Annotated in this window: 11 protein-coding genes; 6 read left to right on the top strand and 5 right to left on the bottom strand. The window is 72.4% G+C overall.

The features are described from left to right. Positions 1-208: 208 nt before the first annotated feature. On the top strand, positions 209-412 hold the full coding sequence (locus tag ACIP9H_RS01395) for a cold-shock protein (RefSeq protein WP_030069301.1): 204 nt from the start codon (positions 209-211) through the stop codon (positions 410-412). Between the two features lie 85 nt (positions 413-497). After that, a complete protein-coding gene (locus ACIP9H_RS01390) occupies positions 498-2,132 on the top strand; it encodes a DEAD/DEAH box helicase (RefSeq protein ID WP_401956761.1) in 1,635 nt (544 codons plus the stop codon). A gap of 202 nt (positions 2,133-2,334) precedes the next feature. Here ACIP9H_RS01390 and ACIP9H_RS01385 read toward each other — a convergent pair whose 3' ends face one another. Beyond that, a complete protein-coding gene (locus tag ACIP9H_RS01385; RefSeq protein ID WP_401956759.1) occupies positions 2,335-2,889 on the bottom strand; it encodes a YciI family protein in 555 nt (184 codons plus the stop codon). Between the two features lie 555 nt (positions 2,890-3,444). On the opposite strand from ACIP9H_RS01385, the gene ACIP9H_RS01380 reads away from it, so the two are divergent. Then, positions 3,445-4,872, top strand: coding sequence for an OFA family MFS transporter (locus ACIP9H_RS01380; RefSeq protein ID WP_401584908.1), 1,428 nt, complete (start codon positions 3,445-3,447; stop codon positions 4,870-4,872). Positions 4,873-5,079: 207 nt separating this feature from the next. Here the strand turns inward: ACIP9H_RS01380 and ACIP9H_RS01375 are convergent, their stop codons facing one another. From ACIP9H_RS01375 to ACIP9H_RS01365, 3 genes are all read right to left on the bottom strand, one after another. Beyond that, positions 5,080-5,775 (bottom strand): GntR family transcriptional regulator, encoded by a 696-nt coding sequence (locus tag ACIP9H_RS01375; RefSeq protein WP_401584911.1) that lies wholly within the window; start codon positions 5,773-5,775, stop codon positions 5,080-5,082. A gap of 198 nt (positions 5,776-5,973) precedes the next feature. After that, the gene (pntB, locus tag ACIP9H_RS01370; protein ID WP_401584913.1) at positions 5,974-7,449 is read right to left on the bottom strand and encodes a Re/Si-specific NAD(P)(+) transhydrogenase subunit beta; all 1,476 of its coding nucleotides are present in this window, start codon (positions 7,447-7,449) and stop codon (positions 5,974-5,976) included. 6 nt (positions 7,450-7,455) lie between these two features. Next, positions 7,456-9,003, bottom strand: a complete 1,548-nt coding sequence (locus ACIP9H_RS01365) for a Re/Si-specific NAD(P)(+) transhydrogenase subunit alpha (protein WP_401584916.1) — start codon at positions 9,001-9,003, stop codon at positions 7,456-7,458. Between the two features lie 443 nt (positions 9,004-9,446). Between ACIP9H_RS01365 and ACIP9H_RS01360 the strand changes: the two genes are divergently transcribed. Both ACIP9H_RS01360 and ACIP9H_RS01355 read left to right on the top strand, forming a co-directional pair. Beyond that, positions 9,447-10,460: a 2-dehydropantoate 2-reductase gene (locus ACIP9H_RS01360; protein ID WP_401956754.1), complete on the top strand. Its 1,014-nt coding sequence runs from the start codon at positions 9,447-9,449 to the stop codon at positions 10,458-10,460. A gap of 245 nt (positions 10,461-10,705) precedes the next feature. Then, positions 10,706-11,638 carry a LysR family transcriptional regulator gene (locus ACIP9H_RS01355; protein WP_401584921.1) on the top strand — a complete coding sequence of 311 codons (933 nt, stop codon included), beginning with the start codon at positions 10,706-10,708 and terminating at the stop codon, positions 11,636-11,638. Here ACIP9H_RS01355 and ACIP9H_RS01350 read toward each other — a convergent pair. Next, positions 11,631-13,259 carry a FadD7 family fatty acid--CoA ligase gene (locus ACIP9H_RS01350; protein ID WP_401584924.1) on the bottom strand — a complete coding sequence of 543 codons (1,629 nt, stop codon included), beginning with the start codon at positions 13,257-13,259 and terminating at the stop codon, positions 11,631-11,633. The genes ACIP9H_RS01355 and ACIP9H_RS01350 overlap by 8 nt on opposite strands. Positions 13,260-13,558: 299 nt before the next feature. Between ACIP9H_RS01350 and oxc the strand changes: the two genes are divergently transcribed. Then, positions 13,559-15,310 carry an oxalyl-CoA decarboxylase gene (gene oxc / locus ACIP9H_RS01345; RefSeq protein ID WP_401584927.1) on the top strand — a complete coding sequence of 584 codons (1,752 nt, stop codon included), beginning with the start codon at positions 13,559-13,561 and terminating at the stop codon, positions 15,308-15,310. Positions 15,311-15,322: the final 12 nt, after the last annotated feature.

Here is a 15,322-nt window from a genome sequence, read left to right as displayed (position 1 = left end):
GTCCGGGAACCGGCTGTGGGCGGACTCACAGGCGGCCGCCCCCGAGCTGCGGCGGGGCCGGCGGGCGTCCTGTGCTAGGGTTGCCGTAGTTGCAGTTGTGGTACCCAAGGATCTTTATGCGCCTGGTGGGAGTGACTTCTCCTTCAGGCGCATTATTTGTTCTCCGGCATCTCCGGATGGGGCCTCTGCCTACTGAGGGAGAAAAGTCATGGCACAGGGAACCGTGAAGTGGTTCAACGCCGAAAAGGGTTTCGGCTTCATCGAGCAGGACGGCGGCGGCCCTGACGTCTTCGCCCACTACTCGAACATCGCGACCCAGGGCTTCCGTGAGCTCCAGGAGGGCCAGCGGGTCTCGTTCGACGTCACCCAGGGCCAGAAGGGCCCGCAGGCGGAGAACATCGTCCCCGCCTGATCGCCTGACGCGTATCTGCTCACCGGGGTCCGCACCGTCTGGTGCGGACCCCGTTTTGCGCTGGTTCCAGGAAGGCAGTAACCGCATGTCCCGCAGGCCCCAGAAGCCGGTCCGGCGCACGTCGCCGTCCGCATCGTCCGCAGCGTCGGCGCCGCGGGAGTTCCGGCTGCCGGAAAGCACCACCCCCGCCCTTCCCCCCGTCGAGGACTTCGCCGCCCTCGACATGCCCGCGGGGCTGCTGAAGACCCTCACCGCGCAGGGCGTCACCGACCCCTTCCCGATCCAGGCCGCCACGCTGCCGAACTCGCTGGCCGGCCGGGACCTCCTGGGCCGCGGGCGGACGGGCTCCGGCAAGACCCTCGCCTTCGGGCTGGCGCTCCTGGCCCGCACGGCGGGACTGCGCGCGGAGCCCAAGGCGCCCCTCGCCCTGGTGCTGGTGCCCACCCGCGAGCTCGCCCAGCAGGTGGCGGACGCCCTGACCCCGTACGCGACGGCCGTGAACCTGCGGCTGACCACGGTGGTCGGCGGGCTGTCCATGACCCGGCAGGCCGCCACGCTGCGCCGCGGCGTCGAGGTCCTCGTGGCCACCCCGGGCCGGCTCAACGACCTCGTGGACCAGGGCGCCTGCCTGCTCGGCGACGTGCGCATCACCGTGCTGGACGAAGCCGACCAGATGACCGACATGGGCTTCATGCCGCAGATCACCAAGCTGATCGAGCGCGTACGCCCCGACGGCCAGCGCATGCTCTTCTCGGCCACCCTGGACGGCAACATCGACCGCCTGGTGCAGCGGTTCCTGACCGACCCCGTGGTGCACTCCGTCGACCCGTCCGCGGGCGCGGTGACCACCATGGAGCACCACGTGCTCCACGTCCTGGACGAGACCGACAAGAAGGCCGTCACCACGCGCATCGCGGCACGCGACGGCCGGGTCATCCTCTTCCTCGACACCAAGCGGGCCGCCGACCGCCTCGCCAAGCGGCTGCTGTCCGTCGGCGTCCGCGCGGCGGCCCTGCACGGCGGCCGCTCCCAGCCGCAGCGCAACCGCACCCTGGAGCAGTTCAAGACCGGCCTGGTCACCGCGCTGGTCGCCACGAACGTCGCGGCGCGCGGCATACACGTGGACGACCTCGACCTCGTCGTGAACGTCGATCCGCCCACCGACCACAAGGACTACCTGCACCGCGGCGGCCGCACGGCCCGCGCCGGCGGTTCCGGCAGCGTGGTCACGCTCGTGCTGCCCGAGCAGAAGCGGGACGTCACCCGGCTCATGTCGGACGCGGGCATCCGCCCCCGGACGGCCCGCATCACCTCGTCCGACGCGGCGCTGACCACCATCACCGGCGCGCGCGAGCCGTCCGGCGTGGCCGTCACCATCGAGGTCCCCGAGCCGGCCGCCCCGGCCCCGCGCACCGAGCCTGGCAAGCGGCCCAGCCGCCGGCGCCGCAGTGGCGGCGGCGCCGCCGCGACCGGCACTGGCACGGGCACCGGCGGGCAGGGCGGGGACCGCCGCAGGGCGGGAACCCGCGGTGCCGCGACCGGATCGGCCCCCACGGGCGGCGGGACCCCGCGGGGCCGTGACCGCCGTACCGGCTCCGGCACGGCGAACGGCACCGCCCGCCGTACGGCCTCCGGCGACGGGCAGGGCGGTACGGGTGGCCGCCGCGGTGGCCAGGGCGGCCGCGGAGGCCAGGCCGGCCGCCGCACCTCCGCGAACTGAGCGGCCGGGCTCAGGCCCGGCGGCCCGGAAGGCGGGTCCCGCACGGCGGAGAGCCGCCCTCGTGCTCGGCGTTGTCGGCGTGAGCGGGCTGCTCGGCCGAAGCGGCAACTCCCCCCGGCCCGAAGGCCGGGGGGAGTTGCCGTGCGTGAGGGCCCGTGACGACCCGGCTCGGGCCGCCGGGCTCAGGCCCGGCCGCCCCGAATCACGACGGGCGACCGCCGAACTGCCAGGGGTGCACCTCGATCGAGGCGTACCGGTCCGGGGTCAGGACGGCGCGTGCCGTCCCCGGGTCCGGTGCCCGCAGCAGGGCCGCCGTGCCGAGCCAGGCGCCGCCGTCGTCGGACAGCAGCGGCCCGTAGGCGATCAGGTCGTCGTCCCGGCCGGGCGGCGGGGTGAGGTCGGCGGCTTCCCCCGCGCCGAGGCCGAGCACCAGGTACCGGCTTCCACCGGTCCTGCCGCCGGGGAACTCCCACATGGTGCGCCCCAGCAGGTTGCGCCACCGTCGCAGCAGCACGTCCCGGTAGACGCCGGCCTGGTAGTTCGGCTCGTCGAAGGCGAACGCCCGGGCGGCGGCCGCGTCGGGCAGGTCGAGGATGTGCACGCTCCCGGTGGGTGTGTCGAGGTCGTCGGCGAGCGTCGGTCCGCGGGCGATCATCTCCTTCGACCACTGGTCCATGTAGGACCAGTGGTCCTCCAGCAGCGCGTCGCGCAGCGCCAGGGATCCGGACCGGTCGCGGTGGTAGCAGAGAAACTCCATGCGCAGAGGGTCCCGGCAACAAGGTCCCCGGGTCGAGCGGGTTTCGCCGCGCGGTACGCCCGTTAACTCTGATCGACCGTCAATTCGGCCCCCTGCCACGGCTCCGCACGCCCGCGTGCGGCCGTGCGCGCGTGATTCCGCAGGTCCGCCGCCCGAATCCCCGGGAGTGGGCGGGCCGTTGGCCGTCCGGGGGCGGGCGCCGATGGTAATGCGGTAGTCAATCTTCCCGACATCCTCTGGACACACGCTTCCGCGGATCCATACCGTATGCAATCTCCAGTATGTAATGCATCGCACAACGACCGGCTGACCAGCGACAACTGGACGCCCGGGCGCGGCTTTGCCGTGTGCCGCGGGGGTCCATGGATGTGCCACCGACCATGCGCCGCAAAGCCCGGGATGCCGCCCCGGACCCCGGCGGACGGACGGCGTACCACCGGCACGGCCGCGTGCCGGGCGTGCCGCAGGGATGGGAATCCGTACCACCCCGCCGCATGAGAAGAGATAGGCCCAGGGAGCGCACGCCAGGTTCTTTTCACGCAAGGGAAGGCACACATGTCAGCAATACCTGAGGTGGCTCCTGCTCCCTATCGGGAAGTCACCGACGTGAACGGCCGCGTGTACCGGATCGGCGAGACCGACCGGTCCATCCTGGGCAGGCCCCGGGCCTGGATGGTCTGGCTGCCGTGGTTCGCGATGATGGGTGTCAGCGTCTTCGAGTACGGCTACAGCTCCGCGGAGTCGACGCTGGAGACCGCCCACGGGTGGACGCTCACCGAGGCGTTCTGGATCGCGAGCATCTGGGCGGTCTTCCAGGCCGGCGTGGCGTTCCCCGCCGGGCGGCTGAGGGAGACCGGGGTCCTGCCGGCCAGGACGGCCATGCTCGCCGGCGCGCTGCTCTCCGGCCTCGGACTGTCGGCCGTCGCCCACTTCGGCAACCCCGCCGTCGTGATCCTCGGCTACTCCGTGCTCGGCGGCACCGGTGCCGGTCTGGTCTACGCGACCTGCATCAACATGGTCGGCAAGTGGTACCCCGACAACAAGGGCGCCCGCACCGGGTTCGTCAACGGCGGCTTCGCCTACGGGACCCTGCCGTTCATCTTCGTCTTCAGCTACTGGTTCCACCCCGGGAACTTCAAGCTGGTGCTCGACCTGATCGCCGTGTTCATGGTGATCGTCGTGGGCGTGTGCGGCATGTTCTTCAAGGACCCGCCGAAGAGCTGGTGGCCGCAGGACGTGGACCCGCTGAACCGGGGCACGACCGAGGACTCCGCGCGCGTCGCGAAGCGGCTGGCCAAGAACCCGCCGGCGAAGGCCCAGTTCACCCCGATGCAGGCGATCAGGACCGGGCAGCTGCCGCTGATGTGGTTCGCCCTGGTGTGCATCGGCGGTGTGTCGCTGTTCGGCATCAACTTCCAGGTGCCGTTCGCCAAGAGCCTCGGGTTCGGGCCGCTGGTGGCCGCCTCGTCCGCCGGTGTGCTGGCCGTGGTCAACGGCGTCGGCCGGGCGGCGGTGGGCTGGCTGTCCGACACCCTGGGCCGCAAGCGGACGCTGACGCTGGTGCTGGTCGTCGCGGGCGTGGCGCAGTTCGGCGTCCTGTGGTCGGGCCAGGCCCACAACGAACCCCTCTTCCTGTTCTTCGCGTTCGTGAACGGCTTCGGCGGCGGCGCCTTCTACCCGCTGTTCGCCGCGCTCGTACCGGACTACTTCGGTGAGAACAACAACGCGCAGAACTACGGCCTGGTCTACAGCGCCAAGCTGTTCGGCGGTGTGTTCGGCGGCGGCCTGGCCGCCTCGGTGATCAGCGCCTGGGGTTACACCGGTGGTTACAGTCTGGCCGGAGGCATCGCCTTCCTGTCCGCGGCGATCACCTTGTTCCTGCGCCAGCCGAAGCCCTCGCACGCACAGGACACGCCCGCCGTGCAGGAGACCGCGGGCGGCCAGGCGGCCCAGCCGTCCCCCGCCGAGGCGAGCAGCGGCTGACCGTTCCGGTACCGGAGGGGGCGCCCGCCCCGGCGCCCCCTCCCGCATGACGTGCGCGGGCGAACGGAGCCCGGCCCGGTCCAGCGGCAGTTCCGCGCCGGGTCGTCCGCGTCACGGGAGCGGGGCCGGCCGGTGGGGTGCGCTCCCTGCTTCGTCCGGCCCCGCCCCATCTCCCCTGATGTAGAGGGGGGATGGGGCGGCTGTGCGTCACCCCTTGCGGGCACCGGCGGCGGCGATCTGCCGGCCGTAGAAGTCGGTGGTGCGCTGGGTGTGACGGCGCATCAGTTCCTCGGCCCGTTCCGCGTCGCCCTCGGCGATGGCGTCGATGAGGGCGGCGTGCTCGTTCCAGGCATCCTTGCCACGGGGCTTGGCGATGGGCATGTAGTACCAGCGCACGCGCCGGTCGACCTGCGGGATCAGTTCCGCCAGGACCTTGTTGCGGGACAGCTCGGTGATGAAGCCGTGCAGGGCGGCGTTGGCCTCGACGATGCCCCGCGCGTCGTCCGCCGCCAGGGCCGCGATCCCGGCCTCCTGGAGCTCCCACAGCCTGGCCACGTCCTCCCCGGTCGCGTGCAGCGCGGCCCCGTGGGCGGAGTGCGTCTCCAGGACGGCCCGCACGCTGAGGAGTTGGGCGGCCTCTTCCTCGGTGGGGGAGTGGACGAAGGCGCCTTGTGCGGGGCGGAGGTCGACCCAGCCGTCGGTCTGGAGGCGTTGGAGGGCTTCGCGGACGGGCTGGCGGCTGACGCCGAGGTGTTCGGCGAGTTCGGCCTCGACCAGGTGCTGGCCGGGTGTCAGGGTGCCGTTGATGATCAGTTCGATCAGCGCGTCGTAGACGGCCTGGCGCAGCGGCGCCGGCCGGTTGATCCGGACGGTGGCGGCTGCGGCGGTGCGTGTGTCGCGCATGGGCCCCCTCATCGGACTGCGGTTCGTGACGGAGCCAGGATACAGGTTTTAGTATGCAATCTACGTACAGTCTTGTCCAAGCCTTCGTCAGCGAAAGGCGGTTGACGCGGGGCAGGGCAAGGCAGGGCGCAGCGCTGCGGGCGGGGCGGGGAGGCCACGGCCTCCCCGCCCCGCCCGCACCGTCGTGCGGAGCGCCCGTCAGGCGTGCGTGGGCTGCTCGGCCGTACGGCCGCCCGGCCGCGCCGCCGCGGACCCGGCCTCCGGTGCGCTCAGCGCGCGCAGGATGTTCTCCACGCTCTGCTTCGCGTCCCCGAAGAGCATGCGGCTGTTCTCGCGGAAGAACAGCGGGTTCTGCACGCCCGCGTACCCCGAGGACATGGACCGCTTGAAGACGACGACCTGCCCGGCCTCCCAGACCCGCAGCACCGGCATGCCGGCGATGGGGCTGGACGGGTCCTCCTGCGCCGCCGGGTTCACCGTGTCGTTGGCGCCGATGACCAGCACCACCGAGGTGTCGGTGAAGTCGTCGTTGATCTCGTCCATCTCCAGCACGACGTCGTAGGGCACTTTCGCCTCGGCCAGCAGCACGTTCATGTGCCCGGGCAGCCGCCCGGCCACCGGGTGCACGCCGAACCGCACCCGCACCCCGCGCTCGCGCAGCGCCTGGGTCAACTCCGCCACCGGGTGCTGTGCCTGGGCCACCGCCATCCCGTAGCCCGGGGTGATGATCACCGAGGTGGCGTTCTCCAGCAGCTCCGCGGTCTCCTCGGCGCTGGTCTCGCGGTGCTCGCCCTGCTCGGCCTCACCGCTCGGCGCCGCCTCGATGCCGAATCCGCCGGCGATCACCGAGAGGAAGGACCGGTTCATCGCCTTGCACATCACGTACGACAGGTAGGCACCGGAGGAGCCCACCAGCGCGCCGGTGACGATCAGCAGGTTGTTGTTGAGCAGGAAGCCCGCCGCAGCGGCCGCCCAGCCCGAGTAGCTGTTCAGCATCGAGACCACGACGGGCATGTCGCCGCCGCCGATGGACGCGACCAGGTGCCAGCCCAGTGCGAGCGCCAGGACCGTGACGGCGATCATCAGCCCCAGGCTCGGGCTGACCGCGAACCAGACCGTCAGCCCCACGAAGACGGCCAGCGCGCCGAGGTTGAGCGCGTTCTTCCCCGGCAGCGTCAGCGGACGGGACTTGATCCGGGCCGACAGCTTCAGGAACGCGATGATCGAGCCGGTGAAGGTCACCGCGCCGATGAAGATGCCGATGAACACCTCGGCGTGGTGGATCCGCAGCAGGTCGGCGGCGATCCGGGTCTGCTCCGCGCCGTGCGCCTCGACCTCCAGGTAGCTGTTCCAGCCGACCAGCACCGCGGCCAGGCCGACGAGGCTGTGCAGGACGGCGATGAGCTCCGGCATCTGCGTCATCTCGACCTTGCGGGCCCGCCACAGGCCCACGGCGCCGCCGACGGCCGTGGCGGCCACGATGAGCAGGACGGCGCCGGCCGATATGTCCCGCGCGGCGACGACGACGGTGGCGACGAGCGCCAGCGCCATCCCGCCGATGCCGTAGGCCACCCCGGCGCGGGAGGTGCGGTGCTGGGAGAGCCCGGCCAGGCTGAAGATGAACAGCAGTGCGGCGACGATGTCGGCGGCCTGTGCGGCCGTTGTTGCGGTCATCGGACCTCAGCCTTTCGAGAACATGCCGAGCATGCGGCGGGTGACGGCGAATCCTCCGAAGATGTTCACGGTGGTCAGCGTGATCGCCACGAGCGACAGCACGGCGACGAGCACCCCGTCGTGGCCGATCTGCAGCAGCGCGCCGACCACCACGATCCCGGAGATCGCGTTGGTGACCGACATCAGCGGGGTGTGCAGGGCGTGATGGACCTTGCCGATCACGTAGTAGCCGATGACCACGGCGAGCGCGAACACCGTGAAGTTGCCGATGAGCTGCGCGGGGGAGAACGCGACGAGGAAGAACATCGCGAGCATGCCGAGCCCGACGAGCCCGTAGCGGACGGCCGGGGTCAGACGGGGCTCCTTGGCCTGCGGGGCCGCCGTCACCGGAGCCGCGGCCTGCTGGGCGGGCGCGGCGGCCGACACCTGCACGGGCGGCGGCGGCCAGGTCTTCTCGCCGTCCCGCACCACCGTCACCGACCGCTGGACGACGTCGTCGAAGTCCACCGTCAGCCGCCCGTCCTTGCCGGGCGTCATGAGCCGGAGCAGGTTGACCAGGTTGGTCCCGTACAACTGCGAGGCCTGGGCGGGCAGCCGGCCGGCGAGGTCGGTGTAGCCGATGATCGTCACGTCGTTGCCGGTGACGATCGCCTTGCCGCTGACCGTGCCCTCGACGTTGCCGCCCTGCGCCGCGGCCATGTCCACGATGACGCTGCCGGGCTTCATGGCCGCCACGTCCGCGGCCGTGATCAGCCGGGGCGCCGGGCGGCCGGGGATCAGCGCGGTGGTGATGATGATGTCCACGTCGGCGGCCTCCTCGTGGTAGATCTCGGCCGCGCGCCGGTCGTACGCCTCGGACGTGGCCTTGGCGTAGCCGTCGCCGCTCGCCTGCTGCTCGACCTCCACGGCGAGGAACTCACCGCCCAGCGAGCGCACTTGGTCAGCGACCTCGGGCCGCGGGTCGGTGGCCCGCACCACGGCGCCCAGGCTGCCGGCCGCGCCGATCGCCGCGAGCCCCGCCACCCCCGCACCGGCCACCAGGACCTTCGCGGGCGGCACCTTGCCCGCCGCGGTGACCTGGCCGGTGAAGAAGCGCCCGAAGACATGGGCGGCCTCGATCACCGCCCGGTACCCGGCGATGTTGGCCATCGAGCTGAGGACGTCCATGGACTGGGCCCGTGAGATGCGCGGCACCGCGTCCATCGACAGGACGGTGATCGGCCGCCGCGCGAGCTCGTCCAGCAGGCCGGGGTTGACGCCCGGTCCGATCAGCCCGACGAGGGTGGCCCCGTCGCGCAGCTTGGCCGTCTCCTCCTGCGAGGGCGGGTTGACCTTCAGGACGACGTCCGCCCGCCAGGCGTCGCCGATCCGTGCGCCGGCCTCGGTGTAGGCGTCGTCGGAGAAGCCCGAGGCCGTTCCGGCCTCCGACTCCACGACGACCTCGTAGCCGATGGCCAGGAGCTTGCGGACACTGTCCGGTGTGGCCGCCACGCGGGTCTCCCCGGCGGTGGACTCGGTGACGACACCGATCTGCTGTGGTGGTGAATCCGACATCGCTCTCCTGTTCCGTCCCTTCCGACTGACTTGACCGGTGCCGTTGTCAGTTGAGCCGTGCGCCGTGCTGTGCCTGTTCCTGTTCCTGTTCCTGTGCCGGCCGACCCGCTCTGACGTGGGCCTTCACCACGAGCCGCCGGCGGACGTGCCCAGCGGTGCGTTCCGCTGCGACCGCGTGCCGGCCTCGGTGCGCGGTGGCGCGCGGCACAGCGTGTGCGGCGAAGGCTTCCCCCGCTGGGTGCCCGGCCAACCAGCCGGGGGTGTGAGTTGTGCCGCCTTGTGGGGCGTTGGAGCCGACCCGACGGGGCGCCGGACCGCGGTGGGGCCCTGCGTCGCCCCGCGGCGACCGGCGTTCGCGCGTGCGCCTTTCCGTAGGGGGACTGTACATCGCGAGACAGCACTGCATACAGTATTCATTCCCGCTCGAATCGAGAGGAGCCGCCGTGAGAATTGCAGTCCTCGGAGCCGGTGCGATCGGCGCCTACTGGGGCGCGGCACTGCACCGTGGTGGCGCCGACGTCCACCTGATCGCCCGGGGTGAGCATCTGCGGGCCATACGCGCGGACGGAGTCCGGGTCCTCAGTCCGCGAGGCGACTTCGTGGCGCGGCCCCACGCCACCGACGACCCGTCCGAGATCGGTCCCGTGGACTACGTCTTCCTGGGGCTGAAGGCACACGCCTACCCGACCTCCGGATCACTGGTCGCCCCCCTGTTCGGCGACAGCACCGCGGTCGTGGCCGCCCAGAACGGCATCCCGTGGTGGTACTTCCACAAGCTCCCCGGTCCCTACGAAGGGCGCCGCATCGAGGCCGTCGACCCGGACGGCGCCACCAGCCGCGTGCTGCCGCCGGAGCGGGCGATCGGCTGCGTCGTCTACCCCGCCACGGTCATCGAGGCCCCCGGCGTCATCCGGCACCTGGAGGGCACCCGCTTCTCCATCGGCGAGCCGGCGGGCGGGGTCTCCGACCGCTGCACGGCCCTGAGCGAGGCCATGATCGCCGGTGGCCTGAAGAGCCCGGTGGAGCCGAACCTGCGCGACGACATCTGGATCAAGCTGATGGGCAACGTCGCGTTCAACCCGATCAGCGCCCTGACCCGGGCGACGATGGTCGAGATCTGCCAGCACCCGCACACCAGGCGGCTGGTCACGCAACTCATGGAGGAGACCCTCGACATCGCCGCCAGGGTCGGCAGCACCCCGGACATCTCCATCGAGAAGCGGCTGCGCGGCGCGGAGGGCGTCGGGCACCACAAGACGTCCATGCTCCAGGACCTGGAGGCCGGCAAGCAGCTGGAACTCGACGCCATCGTCACGGCGGTGGTGGAGATGGCCGACATCTCCGGCGCCGAGGCACCCACCCTGCGCACCGTCCACGCCGCCACCGACCTGCTGGCCCAACGGGCAGCGGCGGGCTGGGAGATCGACGACACCGCCCAGAAGGCGGCGCCCGCGTAACCCCGGGCGCCGCGCGGCGGCCCGCGACCCCGGTGCGACCGCGCCGGGGCCCGGGCCGTGCGGGCGGCCGCACCGGGCTCGGTAAGCTGGCCGCGCCGGACGCCCCTCGCATCCGGCGTGTCCGTCCCCGGCCGGCCCGGGGACGTGTCCCACGTCCGGGGCGTCGACCAGGCACCACTGACGGCCTTGCGACTCCAGCAGGAAGCGCCGGCGCGGCCACGGCCCCAGGCAGAGAGGAGTCGTTCATGCTGTTCCGTCAGCTGGAGTACTTCGTGGCGGTGGCCAGGGAGCGGCACTTCGCGCGGGCGGCCGAGTCCTGCTACGTGTCCCAGCCCGCGCTGTCGGCGGCGATCGCCAAGCTCGAACGGGAACTCAACGTCACGCTGATCAACCGCGGCCACAACTACCAGGGCCTCACCCCGGAAGGCGAACGCCTCGTCGTGTGGGCCAAGCGCATCCTGGCCGAACAGGAGGCGTTCAAGGCCGAGGTGGCCGCCGTCCAGTCGGGCATCACCGGCACCCTGCGGCTGGGCACGGAGCCCACGGCGTCGACGACGCTCGTGCTCCCCGTCGCCGCGTTCTGCGCGGCGCACCCGCTGGCCAAGGTGCAGGTGCGCTCCCGGCTGTCGACCACCGAGCTGCACCGCCAGCTGCTCGCCTTCGAACTCGACGCCGCGATCGCCCACTTCGCCCCCGACGACCGCGAGAATCTCCAGGTGATGTCGCTGTACGAGGAGCGGTACATGCTGCTCGCGCCCAGCGACCAGCTGCTGTCCCCGTCCGACACGATGCGCTGGGCGGACGCCGCCCAGATGCCGCTCGCCCTGCTCACCCAGGACATGAGGATCCGTCAGGTCATCGACACTGCCTTCGCCGAGAGCGGGGTCGCGGTGACCCCCCAGGTGGAGACCGACTCCGTCGCGGCCCTGTACGCCAGCGTGGGGGCCGGCGCGTGCGCGAGCATCGTGCCGCACACATGGCTGCGGGCGATGCCGCCGCTCGGCAGGATGCGCGCCGTCCGCCTGGTCGAGCCGGACGCCAGGGCGCGGGTGTCGGTCGCCATCCACGCCGCGACCCCCGGCTCCGTCGCTGCCCGGGCGTTCATGACCGCGGCGGCGGGTCTGTCGCTGGACGAGTTCTTCGACGAGCCGCTGCCGGCCGAGCACCGCGTCAGGTGAGTCCGGGCCCGCGGGGCCGGTCCGCGTACAGGGCGTGCACCGCCGGCCGGTCGAGCCCGCCCTTGGCGGTGTGCGGGAGCGAGGCGACGACGGCGAGCCGGTCGGGCACCTCGAAGGCCGCCAGCCGGGTGCGGCAGTACCGCAGGATCTCCTCGGGCCCGACGCTCTCGCCCCGCGACAGGACCACGGCCGCGCCGACGCGCTCACCGTACGTCGCGTCGGGCACGGCGAACACGGCGGCCTCGGCGACCCCGGGACAGCCCGCCAGGACGTCCTCGACGCGCTCGGGCGAGATCTTCTCGCCGCCCCGGTTGATCAGGTTCTTGATGCGCCCGGTGAGGAAGAGGTAGCCGTCCTCGTCGAGCGTGCCGAGGTCGCCCGTGCGCAGCCATCCGTCGCCGAAGCCGCGCTCCGTCCCGTCCGGGTCGGCGAGGTAGCCCCGGGCGACAGTGGCGCCGCGCACCCACACCTCGCCCTCGGCGCCGGCCGGGCAGGGGCGTCCGCCGGGGCCGACGACCCGCAGTTCCACCCCGGTCGCGCGGCCGACCGAGCCGTGCTTCAACTTGCCGTGGTGCGGCAGCGGTTCGCTGGCCGCCTGGTGCGTGGACTCCGTCATCCCGTACGCCGACAGCAGCGGCGCACCCAGCGCGCGCTCCAGCGCCCGCTGGGTGGCCGCGTTGAGGGGCGCGCTGCAACTGCGCACGAACTTCAGCGGCGGCCGGTACGACGCCGGCTGCGGGCCCGCCTGGTCGACCGCCGACCGGTCCAGAAGGATCTCGTGGATGGTGGGGACGGCGGTGAACCACGTGGCGCCCGCCGCCCGCATGTCGTCCCAGAACGTGTGCGCGGAGAACCGGCCGCGCGCCGGCAGCAGCACACTGCCGCCGCTCGCCAGGGAGGACAGGAGCGCGGCGAGCAGCCCGTGGCCGTGGAAGAAGGGCATCACCGCCACGGTCGCGTCACCGGGCCCCAGTTCGTAGGTGGCGCAGATGTTCCGCACGGACGCGGCGACGTTGGCGTGCGTCAGTGGAACCATCTTCGCGCGGCCGGTGGTGCCCGGCGTGAACAGGACCAGCGCGTCGTCGTCGGCCAGTTCGCGGGCCGCGCCCCGGCCGTCCGCGGGCGCGGGCGCACCGGCGTCGAGCGCGGCCGACACCGCCCCGGCGCGGGACACCGCCACGCGCAGGGTCCACGCCGGCACGCGCACCCGCCCGACCGGAGCGGCCCCACCCTCGTACGGACCGACCAGCAGCGCCCGCACCCCGAGCGCCTCCAGCCGGGCGGACACCTCGGCCTCCGGCAGCGCGGGGTCCACGGGCGCGACCACCAGCCCCGCGCGCGCCCCGGCCAGCAGCGCCACGACGAACTCGACGGTGTTGGCGCACAGCAGGCCGACCACGTCCCCGCGGCGCAGCCCCCTGCCGCCGAGCCGGCCCGCCACGTCGTCGGCGAGGGCGGCGAGCGCACCGTACGACAGCTCCACCCGGTCCCCGGTGACGACCAGCGCGCGGGCGCGCGGGCGTTCGCGGAGCTGACGGTCCAGCAGACCGCCGAGGCCGGTGACCGCCGGCGGCCGGTACCGCTGCGGGTCGCGCACGGGTGCTGCGGCCGGAACGGTCATGACCGCACCTCCTTGGCGCCGGGTCGTTGAGCCAGGTCTGTCGAGCCACGTCTGCGAGCCCGGTCGCGTGCGCCGTCTCCTCAGCGAGACTGGGCGGGGTGCCCGGCACACGTCCAATACGCGCTGGTGAACGGTCGATAGCGGACGTCTATCAAGGGTGCTCCGGACCCCCGCGGCATGCGTTGATAGACGCCGCTTATGGGCTGGTCGCCGATAGGTCTTGGACGCGGGCGGGCGCGCTGCGGATGGTGAGACGAGTAGCCGCACCGGCATGACCTGCCCAAGGAGGACCTCGGACCATGACCGCCCCCTCACCACTGGAGACCGTGGCGACCGCCGACGTTCCGGCCGAGCTCACCGACGGGTACCACCTGGTCGTCGACGCGCTCAAGCTCAACGACGTCGACACCATCTACGGGGTGGTCGGCATCCCGATCACCGACCTGGCCCGCCTCGCCCAGGCGCAGGGCATCCGCTACATCGGCTTCCGCCACGAGAGCAACGCGGGACACGCGGCGGCGGCGGCCGGCTACCTCACGAAGAAGCCGGGCGTGTGCCTGACGGTGTCCGCGCCGGGCTTCCTCAACGGGCTGGTCGCCCTCGCGAACGCCACCACCAACTGCTTCCCCATGGTGCAGATCTCCGGCTCCAGCGAGCGCCACCTCGTCGACCTCAAGCAGGGCGACTACGAGGAGATGGACCAGCTCGCCGCCGCCCAGCAGTTCTGCAAGGCCGCCTACCGCGTCAGCCGCGTCGAGGACATCGGCCGCGGCATCGCCCGCGCGCTGCGCACCGCGATCTCCGGGCGCCCCGGCGGTGTCTATCTCGACATACCCGCCGCGGTGCTCGGCTCCATCATGAACGCCGACGAGGGCGCGAGGACGGTCAGCCGCCTCGTCGACCCCGCGCCGCGCCAGATCCCCGCGCCCGAGGCGGTGGACCGCGCCATCGAGCTGCTGGCGGGCGCGCAGCGGCCGCTGGTGGTGCTCGGCAAGGGCGCCGCGTACGCGCAGGCGGACGACCAGGTACGGGAGTTCATCGAGTCCACCGGCATCCCCTACGTGCCGATGTCGATGGCCAAGGGCCTGCTGCCCGACGACCACCCGCAGTCGGCCGCAACCGCCCGTTCGCTGGCGCTGAAGAAGGCCGACGTCGTGATGCTGGTCGGCGCCCGCCTCAACTGGCTGCTCAACCATGGCGAGGCACCGCAGTGGAACCCCGACGCGAAGTTCATCCAGGTGGACATCGAGCCCCGGGAGATGGACAGCAACCAGCCCATCGCCGCCCCGCTCGTCGGTGACATCGAGTCGGTCCTCGACGCGCTCGCCGAGCGGACCAAGCCCGGCCAGATCGCCGCCCCCACCGCCTGGCGCGAGGAGCTGGCGGCGCGCTCGGCGCAGAACGTCGCCAAGATGGCCGAGCGCCTGAAGGCCGACCCGCACCCCATGCAGTTCATGGGCGCGCTGAAGGCGGTGCGCGACGTGGTGCGCGAGCGCCCCGAGACGTACATCGTCAACGAGGGCGCCAACGCCCTGGACATCGCGCGCAACGTCATCGACATGCACGTGCCGCGGCACCGCCTGGACAGCGGCACCTGGGGCGTCATGGGCATCGGCATGGGCTACGCCATCGCCGCCGCCGTCGAGAGCGGCGCGCCGGTCGTGGCCGTGGAGGGCGACAGCGCCTTCGGGTTCAGCGGCATGGAGCTGGAGACCATCTGCCGCTACAAGCTGCCCGTGGTCACCGTGATCATGAACAACGGCGGTGTCTACCGGGGCGACGACGTCAACCCCCTCGACGACGCCCCGTCCCCGACGACCCTGATGTCCGCCGCCCGCCACGAGCTGATGATCGAGGCGTTCGGCGGCAAGGGCTACCGCGCGACCACCCCCGCCGAGGTCACCGCCGCCCTCACCGAGGCCCTGGCCTCGGGCGGCCCGGCCCTCATCGACTGCGTGATCGACCCCTCGGCGGGCACCGAGAGCGGCCACATCTCGCACCTCAACCCGAAGGGCATCACCGTCGGCAACATCGTGCCGGCGAAGAAGTGAGCGCCCGAACCC

The organism is Streptomyces sp. NPDC088732, assembly GCF_044751205.1.
Lineage (GTDB): Bacteria > Actinomycetota > Actinomycetes > Streptomycetales > Streptomycetaceae > Actinacidiphila.
This window is presented reverse-complemented; position numbering and strand designations above follow the sequence as displayed.